The organism is Bosea sp. Tri-49 (assembly GCF_003952665.1).
In the GTDB taxonomy this organism is placed as follows: domain Bacteria; phylum Pseudomonadota; class Alphaproteobacteria; order Rhizobiales; family Beijerinckiaceae; genus Allobosea.
Genome location: NZ_CP017946.1, coordinates 1,690,669 through 1,705,378, shown reverse-complemented (window position 1 = coordinate 1,705,378; position 14,710 = coordinate 1,690,669). Strand labels below are relative to the sequence as shown.

Annotated in this window: 14 protein-coding genes; 9 read left to right on the top strand and 5 right to left on the bottom strand. The window is 66.1% G+C overall.

The features are described from left to right. Positions 1–3: 3 nt before the first annotated feature. Both BLM15_RS08395 and BLM15_RS08390 read right to left on the bottom strand, forming a co-directional pair. Positions 4–1,236: an acyl-CoA desaturase gene (locus BLM15_RS08395; protein WP_236846611.1), complete on the bottom strand. Its 1,233-nt coding sequence runs from the start codon at positions 1,234–1,236 to the stop codon at positions 4–6. A gap of 82 nt (positions 1,237–1,318) precedes the next feature. Then, positions 1,319–1,948, bottom strand: coding sequence for a hypothetical protein (locus tag BLM15_RS08390; protein ID WP_126112121.1), 630 nt, complete (start codon positions 1,946–1,948; stop codon positions 1,319–1,321). A 204-nt stretch (positions 1,949–2,152) separates the two neighbouring features. Here BLM15_RS08390 and BLM15_RS08385 point away from each other — a divergent pair, with 204 nt between their 5' ends. From BLM15_RS08385 to BLM15_RS08370, 4 genes are all read left to right on the top strand, one after another. After that, complete coding sequence (locus BLM15_RS08385; RefSeq protein WP_236846610.1) at positions 2,153–2,794, top strand: TetR/AcrR family transcriptional regulator; 642 nt, start codon at positions 2,153–2,155, stop codon at positions 2,792–2,794. Between the two features lie 145 nt (positions 2,795–2,939). Next, positions 2,940–5,156, top strand: a complete 2,217-nt coding sequence (locus tag BLM15_RS08380) for an RNA degradosome polyphosphate kinase (RefSeq protein WP_126112117.1) — start codon at positions 2,940–2,942, stop codon at positions 5,154–5,156. A 16-nt stretch (positions 5,157–5,172) separates the two neighbouring features. Then, entirely contained in the window at positions 5,173–6,654 is a 1,482-nt protein-coding gene (gene ppx / locus BLM15_RS08375) for an exopolyphosphatase (protein WP_236846609.1), read from the top strand. Between the two features lie 17 nt (positions 6,655–6,671). After that, on the top strand, positions 6,672–7,535 hold the full coding sequence (locus BLM15_RS08370) for an NAD(P)H-binding protein (protein WP_126112113.1): 864 nt from the start codon (positions 6,672–6,674) through the stop codon (positions 7,533–7,535). Between the two features lie 16 nt (positions 7,536–7,551). Here the strand turns inward: BLM15_RS08370 and BLM15_RS08365 are convergent, their stop codons facing one another. Both BLM15_RS08365 and rnd read right to left on the bottom strand, forming a co-directional pair. Next, entirely contained in the window at positions 7,552–8,328 is a 777-nt protein-coding gene (locus tag BLM15_RS08365; RefSeq protein WP_126112111.1) for a bestrophin-like domain, read from the bottom strand. Positions 8,329–8,383: 55 nt separating this feature from the next. Beyond that, positions 8,384–9,523, bottom strand: a complete 1,140-nt coding sequence (rnd, locus tag BLM15_RS08360) for a ribonuclease D (protein WP_126112109.1) — start codon at positions 9,521–9,523, stop codon at positions 8,384–8,386. Between the two features lie 141 nt (positions 9,524–9,664). Between rnd and aspS the strand changes: the two genes are divergently transcribed. From aspS to BLM15_RS08335, 5 genes are read left to right on the top strand one after another with little or no spacing between them, the layout of a single operon-like run. After that, positions 9,665–11,443, top strand: a complete 1,779-nt coding sequence (aspS, locus tag BLM15_RS08355; protein WP_126116114.1) for an aspartate--tRNA ligase — start codon at positions 9,665–9,667, stop codon at positions 11,441–11,443. Between the two features lie 6 nt (positions 11,444–11,449). Beyond that, positions 11,450–11,821 carry a hypothetical protein gene (locus BLM15_RS08350; protein ID WP_126112108.1) on the top strand — a complete coding sequence of 124 codons (372 nt, stop codon included), beginning with the start codon at positions 11,450–11,452 and terminating at the stop codon, positions 11,819–11,821. Positions 11,822–11,827: 6 nt separating this feature from the next. Next, positions 11,828–12,127: a hypothetical protein gene (locus BLM15_RS08345; RefSeq protein ID WP_126112106.1), complete on the top strand. Its 300-nt coding sequence runs from the start codon at positions 11,828–11,830 to the stop codon at positions 12,125–12,127. A gap of 43 nt (positions 12,128–12,170) precedes the next feature. Beyond that, the gene (locus tag BLM15_RS08340) at positions 12,171–13,067 is read left to right on the top strand and encodes a glycosyltransferase family 2 protein (protein ID WP_126112104.1); all 897 of its coding nucleotides are present in this window, start codon (positions 12,171–12,173) and stop codon (positions 13,065–13,067) included. Next, the gene (locus BLM15_RS08335) at positions 13,064–14,122 is read left to right on the top strand and encodes an acyltransferase family protein (RefSeq protein WP_126112102.1); all 1,059 of its coding nucleotides are present in this window, start codon (positions 13,064–13,066) and stop codon (positions 14,120–14,122) included. Before BLM15_RS08340 ends, BLM15_RS08335 begins: the two co-directional genes overlap by 4 nt. On the opposite strand, the gene BLM15_RS31815 is transcribed toward BLM15_RS08335, so the two are convergent. Further along, the gene (locus BLM15_RS31815) at positions 14,094–14,702 is read right to left on the bottom strand and encodes a CatB-related O-acetyltransferase (RefSeq protein ID WP_126116113.1); all 609 of its coding nucleotides are present in this window, start codon (positions 14,700–14,702) and stop codon (positions 14,094–14,096) included. The two genes, BLM15_RS08335 and BLM15_RS31815, sit on opposite strands and share 29 nt — an antisense overlap. Positions 14,703–14,710: the final 8 nt, after the last annotated feature.

Genomic DNA, 14,710 nt, shown 5'->3' with positions numbered 1-14,710 from the left:
CGCTCAGGCCTTCGCCGTATTCACCGTGCCGGTCAGGCGGGCATGGATCGTCTCGATCAGGAGATCGTGCGCCCGCGCCGCGATCGCGTCGAGCGACGGCGTCTTGACGAACATGGCGGCGGCCTTCTCTGCCAGTTCCTCGCGGCTCGGCAGGGTCGGCATGTGCCATTGCGCGATCGCGTCCTGCGCCTGCGTCTGCATCACATGCAATTGCTCGCTGGCCCGCGCCTGCAGCGCGGTGAGCGCCTCGCGGAACTCGGGCAGCGTCAGCGTCGGCAGATGCAGATCGGGCAGGCCGGGCGCATTGGCATAGGCGTCGCGCACGGACTGGACGATGCGCTCCACCGGGACGGAGGCCGCGAGCCGCTCGGCCGAGCGCTCGATCACGCGCGGCGGCAGCGCCTGCGAGCGTTCGACCACCGCCTGCGGCGGCGCCTTCAGATCCCAGACCAGGCGCAGCTTCGACAGGCCCAGGATGAGGTAATAGGTCGGGTCCCACTGCCACCAGCGAAAACCCTGGCGGACGCTGTACTGATAGGCGTGGTGGTTGTTGTGCCAGCCTTCGCCCATGGTGATGATCGCCAGCCACCAGTTGTTCCGGCTCTCGTCGCCGGTGACATAGTCCTTGTCGCCATGCACATGCGCCAGCGAGTTGATGCAGAAGGTGCCGTGGTAGACCGCGACCGTCGACCAGAAGAAACCGACGAACAGGCCGGTCCAGCCGTCGATGGCGAAGCAGGCGACGGCGAGCAGCACCGCCGGAAGCAGCTCGAAGCGATGCAGGAAGCGCAGTTCCGGGAAACGGGTCAGGTCGGTGACGGTCGAGGTGTCGCAGCGATCATGGCCGTTGCTGAAGATCCAGCCGACATGTGAGTAGAAGAAGGAAGTGAGCACCGGGGAGTGCACGTCGTGCTCGGTGTCGGCGAAGCGGTGGTGATGACGGTGCTTCGAAGCCCACCAGATCACGCTCTTCTGCGCCGTCGACTGGGCAAGGAAGGCGAGCACGAACTGACCGATCCGGCTGGTCTTGTAGGTCCGGTGCGAGAAGTAGCGGTGATAGCCGCCGGTCACTGCGAACATGCGCAGCCAGTACAGGCCGAAGGCGAGCCAGAGCGAGGTCGCGCTGACGCCGCTCCAGAGCGCACCGAAGCAGGCCAGATGCGCCAGCACGAAGGGAATGGCCGAGGGGTAGACGATATCGCCGTGGTCGTCGGCGTGCTGGTTCTGCTCTGACAAGTTCGCTCTCTGGACTACGTCTGAAGGCATGCGGGATTCACATGCCGACCAAACAGCAGGGGCGTGACGGGTGCAAGCGCCGTCAGCGTCGCAGCACAGGAAATGGCAGGAAGCTGACGATCAGGCGCAGCGCGGCGGCGCTGAGTAGCGCAGCGATGAACGGCCAGTACGCCATGTCGAGCTGGGCGCGCTTGCCGAAGGTGACCATGAAGCTCAGCCAGATGTACCAGGCGCCGAACAGGTGCAGCCGGCGCCAGGCGACCCGGCCGATCAGCGCGGCCGTCCGGTCGAAGGAGGTCGCTGCCATCGCCAAAATCACGAGATAGGTACTGCCGCCGGCGACCAGCATGCTTGATCCGCCCAGTTCCGCGAACAGCTTCGGGTCGGTGACGGCGAGCGCGATGATGGCGATGGCGTGCAGCAGGTGCGAGACCGCAAAGCCGAGTCCGAGCTGTCGCCGGTTGCGCAATTGCCAGCGCGTCCACGCGTTGGGGCAGGCGCGAAACAGCGCCGAGGCTGTGAAGGCGAGCAGGAAGAGGGCCAGCGAGGTTCGCGCCGTCAACCGGATTGCCATCCGGATGCCGTCGCTGCCGCCGGCGGAGGCAAAGGCGGCGAGGGTTGCGATCATCAGGATCGCGGCGAGCGTGCCCAGCAGAGGCCAGCCCTCCAGGCCAGTTGGAAGAGCGGAGCTGCGCTTGTTTTCGGTCGACATCGCCGGTCTCCGCTTGAGTGCCTGTAATATGTGATCGGTGATTACATATCGGCGGCGGCGCGACAATGGATGTAATCGGTGATTACATAATTGTGATGAGCTGGAGTGACGCCTCTGCTCGGCTGCGGCGGGACGGAAAACTGGTCTAGGCTCGCTGCGATGAGCACAACGAAAGCGAGTCGGATGGGAGCGAGCAGGGCCGCGATGAGGGCCGCCGCCTATCACCACGGCAATTTGCGTGAGGTCCTGATCGCGCAGGCCTTGGCGCTGGCCGCTGAGGGCGGGCTCGAAGCCGTCAGCATTCGGGAGGTGGCGCGCCGCGCCGGCGTTTCGCCCGCCGCGCCATTCCGGCACTTTCCCGACAAGGTCGCGTTGATGACCGCGGTAGCTGAGGAGGCGATGGCGCGCTTCCGGGCCGAGATTGCCGCTGCTCTGGCACGCGAGGTCAGTGATGATCCGATCCGGCGTATCCGCGCCATCGGCACGGCTTTCCTGGATTGGGCCCGGCGCAATCCGACACATTTCGAGATCATCTCTTCGCGCCGCGCGATCGACTTCGCCGGGTCGGCGTCGCTGGGAGCGGACAACGCCGAAATCCAGGCGCAGATGGTGACATTGCTCCAGGAGGCCGCCCGTCGCGGGTTGCTACGTGTCGAGGAACCCCATCTGATCCAGATCACCGGGCGGGCGCTGGTCTATGGTCTGGCGCGCATGCTGATCGATGGCCAGTTTCCGAGCTGGGGCGTCGCGGAGGCCGAAGCCGAGGGGCTTATGGAGCGCTCGCTCGACCTGTTCCTTGCCGGACTGCTGAAGAACCCGGCGACCGGAGACCCGGGCCGTTCATGACGTTTCGGCCTCGCCTGTCATCGAACCGTCACGCTACGGTGGCTTCAAGGCGAAGGCGGTCTCACTGGCTGCAAGCAAAACGACACAGAACACAGCTACAGGACCGGCAGTGGCACGAGCGGCATCGACAGCGAGAGCGAAGCGAATGACCCAAGATGTGGCGGAAGCGCCGGTCCAGGCGGCTGCGGCCCCGGCTCCGACAGCAGCGGTTCTGCATCTCGACGAGGAGCTTCGGCAGTCGCCGAAACGCTTCATGAATCGGGAGCTGTCCTGGCTGCAATTCAACCGACGGGTGATGGAGGAGGCCTCCAACCGCAACCATCCGCTGCTCGAGCAGCTGCGCTTCCTCTCGATCTCGGCGAACAATCTCGACGAGTTCTTCATGGTCCGCGTCTCCGGCCTGCGCGAGCAGCTCAAGGCCGGCGTGGTGACGCCGAGCCAGGACGGGCTGAGCCCGGCCGAGCAGCTTTTGGCGCTGGGCGAGGGCGTTCACGCTCTGACCAGTGACCAGCAGACCCGCTGGACCGAGCTCAAGCACGATTTGGAAGCGAATCGGATCGTGCTGCTGCGGCCGGCCGATATCGGCGCGCAGGACCGCATCTGGCTGGAAGACCGCTTCCTGCATTACGTCTTCCCGGTGCTGACGCCGCTGGCGATCGATCCGGCCCACCCGTTCCCCTTCATCCCCAATCTCGGCTTCACCATCGCTCTGGCGCTCGAACGGGTCATTGATGGGCGCGCGCTCGACGCGCTGATCCGCGTCCCGGTGAAGATCGACCGTTTCATCGAATTGCCCGATCTCGCCCGCGAGGGTGTCCAGCGCTTCATCATGCTGGAGGATCTGGTCGCGCTCTTCATCGGCAAGCTCTTCCCCGGCTACGAGGTCAAAGGCACCGGCTCGTTCCGCATCATCCGCGACTCCGATCTCGACATCGAGGAGGAGGCGGAGGATCTGGTCCGCGTCTTCGAGACCATGCTGAAGCAGCGCCGCCGCGGCGTCGTCATCCGGCTCGAGCTTCATTCCGACATGCCAGCGCATCTGCGCAGCATGATCATCCGCGAGCTCAAGGTCGATCCCGACGAGATCGTCGTCGTCGACGGCATGATTGGTCTGAACGAGCTCTCGCAGCTCGTCGGCGTCGACCGGCCGGACCTGAAGTTCAAGCCTTACAACGCGCGATTTCCCGAGCGCATCCGCGAGCATGGCGGCGACTGCTTCGCCGCCATCCGCCAGAAGGACCTGATCGTCCACCACCCGTATGAGAGCTTCGACGTCGTCGTGCAGTTCCTGCAGCAGGCGGCGCGCGACCCCAATGTCGTTGCGATCAAGCAGACGCTCTACCGCACCTCATCGAACTCGCCGATCGTCCAGGCGCTGGCCGAGGCCGCCGAGGCCGGCAAGTCGGTGACCGCGCTGGTCGAGCTCAAGGCGCGCTTCGACGAGGAAGCCAATATCCGCTGGGCCAAGGATCTCGAGCGCGCCGGCGTCCAGGTCGTCTATGGCTTCATCGAGCTCAAGACCCATGCCAAGCTTTCGATGGTGGTGCGCCGCGAGGCTGGTCAGTTCGCGACCTATTGCCATATCGCGACCGGCAACTACCACCCGATCACGGCGCGCATCTACACCGACGTCTCCTTCTTCACCGCCGACCCGGTGATGGCGCAGGACGTCGCCCGCATCTTCAACTTCATCACCGGCTATGCCGAGCCGGCCGAGCTTGAGCGCATGGCCGTCTCGCCGGTCAACCTGAAGAAGCGCCTGCTCGACGACATCGCCGAAGAGGTCGCGCATGCGAAGGCGGGCCGCAAGGGCGCGATCTGGGGCAAGTGCAACTCTTTGGTCGATCCCGAGATTATCGACGCGCTCTATGACGCCAGCCAGGCCGGCGTGCAGATCGATTTCGTGGTCCGCGGCATCTGCTGCCTCAGGCCGGGCGTGCCGGGCCTCTCCGACAACATCCGCGTCAAGTCGATCGTCGGGCGTTTCCTCGAGCACACCCGGGTCTATGCCTTCGGTGCCGGCCACGGCATGCCCTCGGCCAAGGCCAAGCTCTACATCTCCTCGGCCGATTTGATGCCGCGCAATCTCGACCGCCGCGTCGAGGCGTTGACGCCGATTCTGAACGCGACCGTCCACCAGCAGATGCTCGAGCAGATCATGCTGGCGAACTTTCTCGACAACGAACAGAGCTGGACCATCTTGCCCGATGGCGGCTCGCGACGCATTGTCCCGCCGTCGGCCGAAGAGTCGTTCAACGCCCACAAGTATTTCATGACGAATCCGAGCCTGTCTGGTCGTGGAAAATCTCTCTCGAGTTCGAGCCCGCGCAGCCTCTCCCGCCGCGCAAGCAAGAAGGCCTGAGCAGGCGCCGGGCCGGTTGAGCGTCGGCGACACCGTCGCGATCATCGACATCGGCTCGAACTCGGTCCGTCTCGTCGTCTACGAAAACCTGTCGCGGGCTCCTGCGCAGGTCTTCAACGAGAAGGAGATGGCGGGCTTGGCTCGGCAGGTCGCGTCGACCGGCATGCTGCCGGCGGATGCGATCGACAAGGCTTTGTCGGCGCTGGTGCGCTTTCGCATCCTGTGCGAGGCCATGCATGTCGGCGAGCTGCGCGTCATCGCCACGGCGGCGGCCCGCTATGCCAAGAACGGTCCTGACTTCATTACGCGCGCCGAGGCGGCAGTCGGCCAGCCGATCGAGCTGATCTCCGGCGACCGCGAGGCTTACCTCTCGGCGCTCGGCGTGATCTCCGGCTTCGATCAGCCGCATGGCGTCGTCGGCGACCTCGGCGGCGGCTCGCTCGAACTCATCTCTGTGGACGGTGACAAGGTCGGAGCGGGGATCAGCCTGCCGCTCGGCGGCCTCGCCCTGATCGACCGCTCCGGGAACTCGATGAAGGCGGCCGAGAAGATCGTCCGCGACGATCTCGATCATCACCCGCAGCTCGCCGCCATGCGCGGACGCGATTTCTACGCCGTTGGCGGCACTTGGCGCGCGCTCGCGACCTTGCATCAGCGCCAGTCGGGCTATCCGCTCAACGTCATGCACGGCTACATCGTACCGGCCCGCGAGGCGAGCGACTTCGTCCGCCTGGTCGAGCGCGCCGACGCCTCGATGCTGGAAGCGATCGAGGCGGTCTCCTCGGCCCGGCGCCCGCTGCTCGCCTATGGCGCGCTGGTGCTCGACCAGATCATCAAGCGCGGCCGGCCGCGCAATGTCGTGATCTCCGCCAATGGCGTGCGCGAAGGCCTGCTGCACGAGCAGCTCGACAAGAGCGAACGCTCTGCCGATGCGCTGCTACGCGGTGCCGAGGACTACAACCGGCTGCGCGCCCGCGATCCGCGCCACGCCGAAGATCTGATCGCCTGGACCAATCAGCTCGTCGCCGGCGCCTACCCGCATGACGACCCGGCGCTGCAGCGGTTGCAGCGCGCCGCCTGCCTGCTGTCCGACATCGGTTGGCGCGCCCATCCCGATTATCGCGGCGAGCAGACGCTCAACGTTATCGCCCATGCCTCGTTCAGCGGAGTCGACCATGCCGGTCGCGCCTTCCTCGCGCTGACGGCGTTCTATCGTTATGCCGGCCTAAAGGCCTCGGCGCCTGCGGTCGAGGGTCTGAGGCGGCTGCTAACGACGCGCCTGCTGGAGCGCATCCATATCCTCGCCGCGGCTTTCCGGGTCGCCTATCTGATCTCGGCCGGCATGCCCGGTATCCTGCCGCGGGCGCCGCTGACCTGCGTCGACAGCCGCCTCGTCCTGCGCCTGCCGGACGATCTGAAATCACTGGCGAGCGAGCGCGTCACGGGAAGGCTGAAGCAGCTTGCGAAGCTGCTCGGGCGCGAGATCGACATCCGCTGAGCGGGAAGGGTCGCTCTATGATCCTCGTCACGGGAGCGACGGGCCATGTCGGGAGCGCAGTCGTCGGCAGGCTGGCGTCACTCGGCCACGATGTGGTCGCGATGGTCCGGGACCGCCGAACCGCTGCCGAACGCCTGCCCCCCGAAATCGCCCTGCGCGTTGCCGATTACGAGGATACCTCTGCCCTGAAGAGGGCCTTCGCGGGCATCGATGAGATTGTTCTCATATCGAGCGACGGCGACGCGAGCGCAGTCATGCGCCACCACGCCAACGCCATCGAAGCAGCCGCTGCGGCCGGCGCAAGGCATATTGTCTTCACCAGCATCGTCGATGTCGACGATCAGTCGCCGTTCTACTTCGCGCCTGTCTACCGCGACGCGGAGCGGCACCTTGCGGCTTGCGCCGTGCCTTCGACCATCCTCAGATGTAGCCTGTATTGCGAGTTCATTCTCGAGCATTGGCTTGTCCCCAGCCAAACCTCGGGAGAACTGGTGCTGCCCACCGGGAGCGGCCGGGTCGCGCCGGTCTCGCGTGACGACGTGGCGGCCGCCATCGCGGCGGTCGCGGCCAACCCCGAAAAATCTCCCAAAATCCATACGGTCACGGGAAATATGGTGCTGGATTTCGACGAGATCGTCGCCTCTTATGGCGAAACGGTCGCGAGGCAGGTCGGCTATCGTCCTTGCACCATCGACGAATACCAGGCCTTGGCGTCGGCGCAATTTGACGAGCCCTGGCCTTGCGCCTTCTCCACTCTGTGCGCTTCGATCGCCGAAGGCCGCTACAACCGGGGCTCTGACGACTTTGCCATCCTTACGGGCCGCGAGCCGGAGAGCTTCCGGGACTTCCTTCGTCGCGTGACAGCCGCGACGGAGGCATAGCCTGCCTCTCGGCCTCTTACCGATGCATCAGGCCCTGAAATGCTGTCGGCTGGATCGATATCCGGCCGATGAACGGTCGGTCATGCGCCAGGATGACGAAATAGGCAGCCGAGACCACCACCACATAAAGATGCGCGGCCACGATCTGCATGCGGAAGGCATGGCTGTTGCAGATGATGATCGAGAGCATGGTTGCCGTCGAGATCAGCCACATGGCGCACCATTGCGCCCAGGTGATGCCGGCTATGGAAGCCGCTAGCCGGGCGAGCCGCGCATGGCGGATTTCGAGAAGCTGATTGAGCAGCGGCGCGTAGGCCGCCACCGCATTCTGCCGGGAGACCAGCTGGATCGCACCGAGCAGGTGCTTTTCCGATTTATCGAAGATTGCATCGTTGAGCGGCGTGCTTTTGGCCATTGCTGGCCAGTCGACCGCGACGACCTCGTGCAGATAGTCCTGCAGTCCGTTGGTCAGCTCGGACCGCGTTTCCTCGGGCAGCACCACCGATAGCGTCAGCGCCGTCTCCACCGCATCAGCCTCGCGCTGGACCGCGGTGCGCGCCGAAACGGCGTCGTTCCAGATGCCGGCGGCGGAGAAGGCGACAATCAGGGCGAACAGGCCTCCGCAGGTATTGATGATCGAATCGCGGATCGGCAGCGGCTCATCCAGGCGGTAGCCAAGACGGGGGATCGCGAAGCGGACAAGGCCGATCAGAAGCCAGCAGGCCGCGACGCTCAGTGCCAGGACGGCAAGGAACATCGCCGTCAGCGGCAATTGATGGAACAGGATGAACACGTCGCCCCCGAACTCCGCCAGCGCTCATACGACAGCAGCAGACCTGATGGCGGCCCTAGCCGACCGTGACCCGCCCGCGCACGATCCTGAGCGATAGCGAGCCGTTCTTCAGCGCCAGCGCCTTCTCGCCGAAAAGCTCGCGGCGCCAGCCCTTCAGGGCCGGCACGTTGGCCTCGTCATTGCTGGCGATCTCCTCGAGATCGTCGCTGGAGGCGATGATCTTCGGCGCGACGCGTTCGGTGTCGGCCGTTGCCTTGAGCAGCACCTTGAGCAGATCGAGCACGGCGCCGTTGCTCGGCCGGCCACGCTCGCGCTCGAGCCGGGGCAGGCTGTGCGGGTCGAGCGCAAGAGCGCGTTCGACCGCAGCCAGGACCTCGCCGCCGGCGCGCGAGCGCTCAAAGCCGTTGGGCACGGAGCGCAATTCGCCGAGCGCCTCGGCCGAGCGCGGCGCACGCTGGACGATGTCCATCAGCGCATCGTCCTTGAGCACGCGCTGGCGCGGCACGTCGCGGTTCTGGGCCTCGCGCTCGCGCCAGGCGGCGAGCTCCATCAGCACCGCCAGCTCCTTCGGCTTGCGCAGGCGCCCCTTGAGCCGCTGCCAGGCGTTCTCCGGCTTGACCTCGTATGTCCCGGGCGAATTGAGCACTGCCATCTCTTCGGCGACCCAGCTCTCGCGGCCGCTCGCGGCGAGATCGGCCTGCAGCGCCAGATAAACGTCACGCAAATGGGTGACGTCGGATTCGGCATAGGTCAGCTGTGCCTCGCTGAGCGGGCGGCGCGACCAGTCGGTGAAGCGCGAGGATTTGTCGACGCGTGCCTTGGCGAGGTCGTTGACGAGCTGCTCGTAGCCGACCGAGTCGCCATAGCCGCAGACCATGGCCGCCACCTGGGTATCGAACAGCGGCGTCGGCAGCACCTTGCCGAGCATCCAGACGATTTCGAGGTCCTGCCGGGCGGCATGGAAGACCTTGACCACGTTCTGATCAGTCATCAGCGCCATCAAGGGAGCAAGATCGAGGCCCTCAGCCAGCGGGTCGACCATCACGGCCTCATCCGGCGAGGCCATCTGGACCAGGCAGAGCTTCGGATAATAGGTCGTCTCGCGCAGGAACTCCGTGTCGACGGTGACGAAGGGGTGCGCGGCGAGGCGGGAGCAGGCGGAGGCGAGCTCGTCGGTGGTGTTGATCAGGTTCATGGCCGGCGCTCATAGCAGATCAGCGCGCGCCATGTCGCGGGCGTTCTTGACAAGCAAGCCGCGCGCGTGTGGTTACGGCGCCAAATCGCTTGCGTGCCCGATCATGGCCGCATGGACGCCCGGAAAGCTGAACCCGTGACCTTGCACCGTTACCGTTCCCACACCTGCGGCGCGCTCCGCGAGAGCGACATCGGCGCCTCTGTGCGCCTGTCCGGCTGGTGCCATCGCATCCGCGACCATGGCGGCGTGCTGTTCATCGACCTGCGCGACCATTACGGCCTGACCCAGGTCGTGGTCGACCCGGATTCGCCGGCCTTCGCCGATGCCGAGAAGGCGCGCGCGGAATGGGTTATCCGCATCGACGGCAAGGTGAAGCCGCGCCTCGCCGGCACCGAGAACGCCAACCTCGCCACTGGCGCGGTCGAGGTCTTCGCCACGGCGCTCGAAGTGCTCGGGCCGTCGGCCGAACTGCCGCTGCCGGTCTTCGGCGATCTCGAATATCCCGAGGACACCCGTCTCAAGTACCGCTTCCTCGATCTGCGTCGCGAGAAGCTGCACAACAACATCGTGCTGCGCGGCAAGGTGATCGACTCGCTGCGCCAGCGCATGAAGACGTCCGGCTTCTCCGAGTTCCAGACCCCGATTCTCACGGCGTCGAGCCCTGAGGGCGCGCGCGACTTCCTGGTGCCGAGCCGCCTGCACCCGGGCAAGTTCTACGCGCTGCCGCAGGCGCCGCAGCAGTACAAGCAGCTCCTGATGATGGCTGGCTTCGACCGCTACTTCCAGATCGCGCCCTGCTTCCGCGACGAGGACCCGCGCGCCGACCGGCTTCCCGGCGAGTTCTATCAGCTCGACGTCGAGATGAGCTTCGTCGAGCAGGAAGATGTCTTCGCCACCATGGAGCCGGTGATTGCCGGTGTCTTCGAGGAGTTCGGCGAGGGCAAGTCCGTCACGCGCAACTGGCCGCGCATCCCCTATGCCGAAGCGCTGCGCAAATACGGCTCCGACAAGCCCGATCTGCGCAATCCGCTCGAAATGCAGGACGTCTCCGAGCAGTTCCGCGGCTCAGGCTTCAAGGTCTTCGCCCGCATCCTCGAAGGCGAGAAGAACCGTATCTGGGCGATCCCCGCGCCGGGCGGCGGCTCGCGCGCCTTCTGCGACCGGATGAACAGCTGGGCGCAGGGCGAGGGCCAGCCCGGCCTTGGCTATCTCATGATCAAGGAAGACGGCGAAGGGCAGGGGCCGATCGCCAACAACATCGGTCCCGAGCGCGTCGCCGCGATCGTTGCCCAGATGGGGCTGAAGGGCGGAGACGCCTGCTTCTTCGTCGCGGGCGATCCGGACAAGTTCTACAAGTTCGCCGGCAGCGCGCGGAACAAGGTCGGCTCGGAGCTCGGCCTGATCGACGAGAACGCCTTTGCCTTCGCCTGGATCGTCGACTTCCCGATGTTCGAGTACAACGAGGACGAGAAGAAAGTCGATTTCTCGCACAACCCGTTCTCGATGCCGCAGGGCGGTCTCAAGTCTCTGCTCGAGGACGATCCGCTCTCGATCAAGGCGTTCCAGTACGACATCGCCTGCAATGGCTATGAGCTCGCTTCCGGCGGCATCCGCAACCACAAGCCGGAAGCGATGGTGAAGGCCTTCGAGATCGCCGGCTATGGCGAGGAGACGGTGATCGAGCGCTTCGGCGGCATGTACCGGGCCTTCCAGTACGGCGCGCCGCCGCATGGTGGCATGGCCGCCGGTGTTGACCGCATCATCATGCTGCTCGCTGGTGCGACCAACCTGCGCGAGGTCGCGCTGTTCCCGATGAACCAGCAGGCGGTCGACCTCCTGATGGGGGCGCCGTCGCCGGCGTCGCCGAAGCAGCTGCGCGAGGCAAATCTGCGCGTCAACCTGCCCGAGAAGGACGGCTGAGCGACCATGGCCTATCTGCCTGCCGGGCGAGCGCTGTTGCTCGCCTGCCTCGTTGCGCTGCCGCTTGGCGCCTGCGTCGCCGGCCATGCCGATTCCTCTGCCGGCCGCGCCTCGGCGCTGGCGACGACGGTCTCGCGCGCTATCGCCTGCAGGGCCGGCTCGCCGCAGCGCACGACGCTGGATCGCTTCATCGCTGCCGAGAAGGCACGCGGGGCGAACGACGAGCAACTCGCGGCTGCGCGTTCAGCCTATGTCACGGTGTCCGAAGCCGAGATGATCAACCAGGACGTCCGCCCGCAGCCCTGCACTGCTGAAGAGCGGGCGGCGCTGCGCGGCAAGATGAACGATGTCCGTGCCGGCCGATTCGAGGCGCCCTGACCGGCCATGACTGCGTCCAAGCCCTGTCTCGTTGTACTCGCGGCGGCGAGCCTCGCCGGTTGTGTCGCTGCAGGGCCGATGCCCGGCACGCCTGAATTCACGGCTGCGCAGGTCTCACGCGCCTATGATTGCGGGCTGAGAGTCGATCGCAGCCGCATCATCGGGCGCCTGCCGGCCGATCAACGCGGCCGCTTCGTTGCCGCCAATGCGAGCTATGCGGTGAAGTCCTACAACGCGCCGCGCCGTTGCGATGCGTCTGAGCGCGAACGGCTCCAGCAGGAGCTGCGTCTGGGGGCTCGGCGCTGATCGCCTCTTGCCTCGCGCCGCTCATCCCGCGCAGATGCGGGCCATGAGTTTTTCCGCCGCCGATATCACCGCCATCGTCGTCAGTTTCGACAGCGCTGAGGTGCTGCCGTCCTGCCTCGCCGCGCTGGCGGGAGAGGGCGTCGCAGCCATCGTCGTCGACAACGCGAGCGGTGATACCTCGGCCGAGGTCGCGGCGCAGCACGGCGCGCAGGTCCTGCGCAATCCGCGCAACGAAGGTTACGGCCGCGCCAACAACCGCGGCGCGCGCGCGGCGAAGACCTCCTTCGTCCTGATCGTAAACCCCGATCTGGAACTGCAATCAGGTGCGATCGCCGCCCTGCTGGCGGCAGCGGAGGCTTATCCGGATGCCGCCGCCTTTGCGCCGCGTCTCATCGAACCCTCCGGCCGCGTTTTCCTGCAGCCGCGCTCGCTGCTCTCGCCTGATCATCTCAATCGGGCAGCTCGAATCACACTGCCCGAGGGCGATGCCTGCCTGCCGTTCCTGTCGGGGGCTTGCCTGCTGCTGCGCCGCGAGGTCTTCCTGGCGCTCGGTGGCTTCGATCCGGCGATCTTCCTGTTCTACGAGGATGATGATCTCTGCCGGCGCCTGCGCGAGGCTGGGCACGCGCTGGTCCATGTCGATGGCGCCAGTGCCCGCCATGGCCGCGGCCGTTCCAGCGCTCCGTCGCCGCAGCGGCGCTTCACCGCGCGCTGGCATCTGGCCTGGTCGGAATATCACATGGCGCGCAAGTGGAGCTTGCCTGTGCCGGGGCCGGGCAAGACTATCGAAAATGCAGCCAAGGCAATCGGTTACGGCCTGCTCTTGAATCGGGACAAGATGTATGCGCATGCCGGCTCGGTCGCCGGTGCGCTTGCGGCGCGCGCCGGTCACAGTGCGCTCGCCCGGCAGGGGCTGAACGAGGCGGAGATCATCGCGTGACGGGCTTCCTGCGTGCCGCCAGCGCTGCCGACGGGCTGAGCCTGCCGCACAACCATTTCGGCCTGCTGCGCCTGCTGCTGGCCCTGGCCGTCGTGGTCTCGCATGGACTCAGCGTTGCCACCGGCAAGGTCGAGGACGAGTTTCTAGCCCATTCGACCGGCTTTACGCTCGGCGAGCACGCGGTCAACGGCTTCTTCGCCATCTCCGGCTTCCTGGTGACGATGAGCTATGAGCAGCGTGGCTGGCGTGACTATCTCGTGGCCCGCACCTTGCGGATCGCGCCCGGGTTGATCGCGGCGACGCTCGTCGTCGCGCTGTTGCTCGGCAGCGCACTGACCAAGCTAGATCTCTCCGCCTATCTCACCGATCCGCAGCTCTGGCGCTTCATCAACGGGACGCTGACCAGCTTCAAGAGCTCGGCGCCGCTGCCGGGCGTCTTCGCCGACAACCCGCTCAAGTTCCCGATGGGAACGGTCTGGACACTGAAATACGAGACGCTCTGCTATCTTGGGGTGCTGGTCATCGGGCTTGTCGGGCTGCTGGCGCATCGCCGGATCGTGCTGGGGCTCTGGGTCGCGCTCGTCGTCGCGACGGTCCTGCGTGAGATTATCGCACCCGAAGGATCGAAGGGCCTCGAGACGGCGCTGCGCCTGCCGCTGATCTTCCTGACTGGTGGATTGATCTATCTCTGGCGCGAGCGCGTGCCGCTGTCGCTGCCGGAGCTCGTCATTGCGCTCGTGGTCGTGGCCGTGTCTCAGCCGACGCCAGCCTACAAGGCGCTGCTCTATCTCGTCACCGCCTGGGGCGTGCTGGTACTGGCGCTCGCGCCGCCGCTGACCCGCTGGCGCAGCGAGCCGCCGGCCGATCTGTCCTATGGCGTCTATCTCTATGGCTGGCCGGTCCAGCAGGCCTTTGTCGCGCTGTTTCCGACGGTCGGGGCGCTGACCCTGTTTGGCCCCTCGCTCGTCGTGACGCTGCTCGTCGCTGCGCTGTCCTGGTATCTCGTCGAGAAGCCGGCGCTCGGGCTCAAGCGTCGCCTGTTGAAGCCGGCCTGATCGCGGCCGCAAGCTCGTCGACGCGATCGGACATCAACAGCGGCAGCAGCTGCGAAACCTTTTCCGGCGGCAGATCCCACCAGCGGCTCGCCAGCAGCGCCTCGATTTGTGCTTGAGGCAGGCGCAGCCGCACCACCTTGGCCGGATTGCCGGCGACGATCGCATAGGGCGGCACGTCGCGGGTCACCAGCGCTCGGGCTGCGACGACGGCGCCATGGCCGATCGTCACCCCGGACATGATCATCGCCTGCGAGCCGAGCCAGACATCATGGCCGATGGCGACGTCGCCGCGCGTCGCGTCATGGCCGCTCATCGCGCGCGCCGCCGGCCACAGGCTGGGCAGGGCAGGGAAGGGATAGGTCGTTGCCCAGTCGGTGCGATGATTGCCGCCGAGCAGGATCTCGACGCCATCGGCGATCGAGCCGTAGCGGCCGATCGAAAGCCGTGCGCCGCTCTCCGGGAACCGGACTTTGGGTCGGCCATAGGTGAAGGCGCCGACCGCGATCTGCCCGGACCTGCGCGCCAGAAGCTTGGCCAGATGGATGCGCGTCTGATTGTCAGGGTTGATCCAGCGCCGCAGGAAGCTGC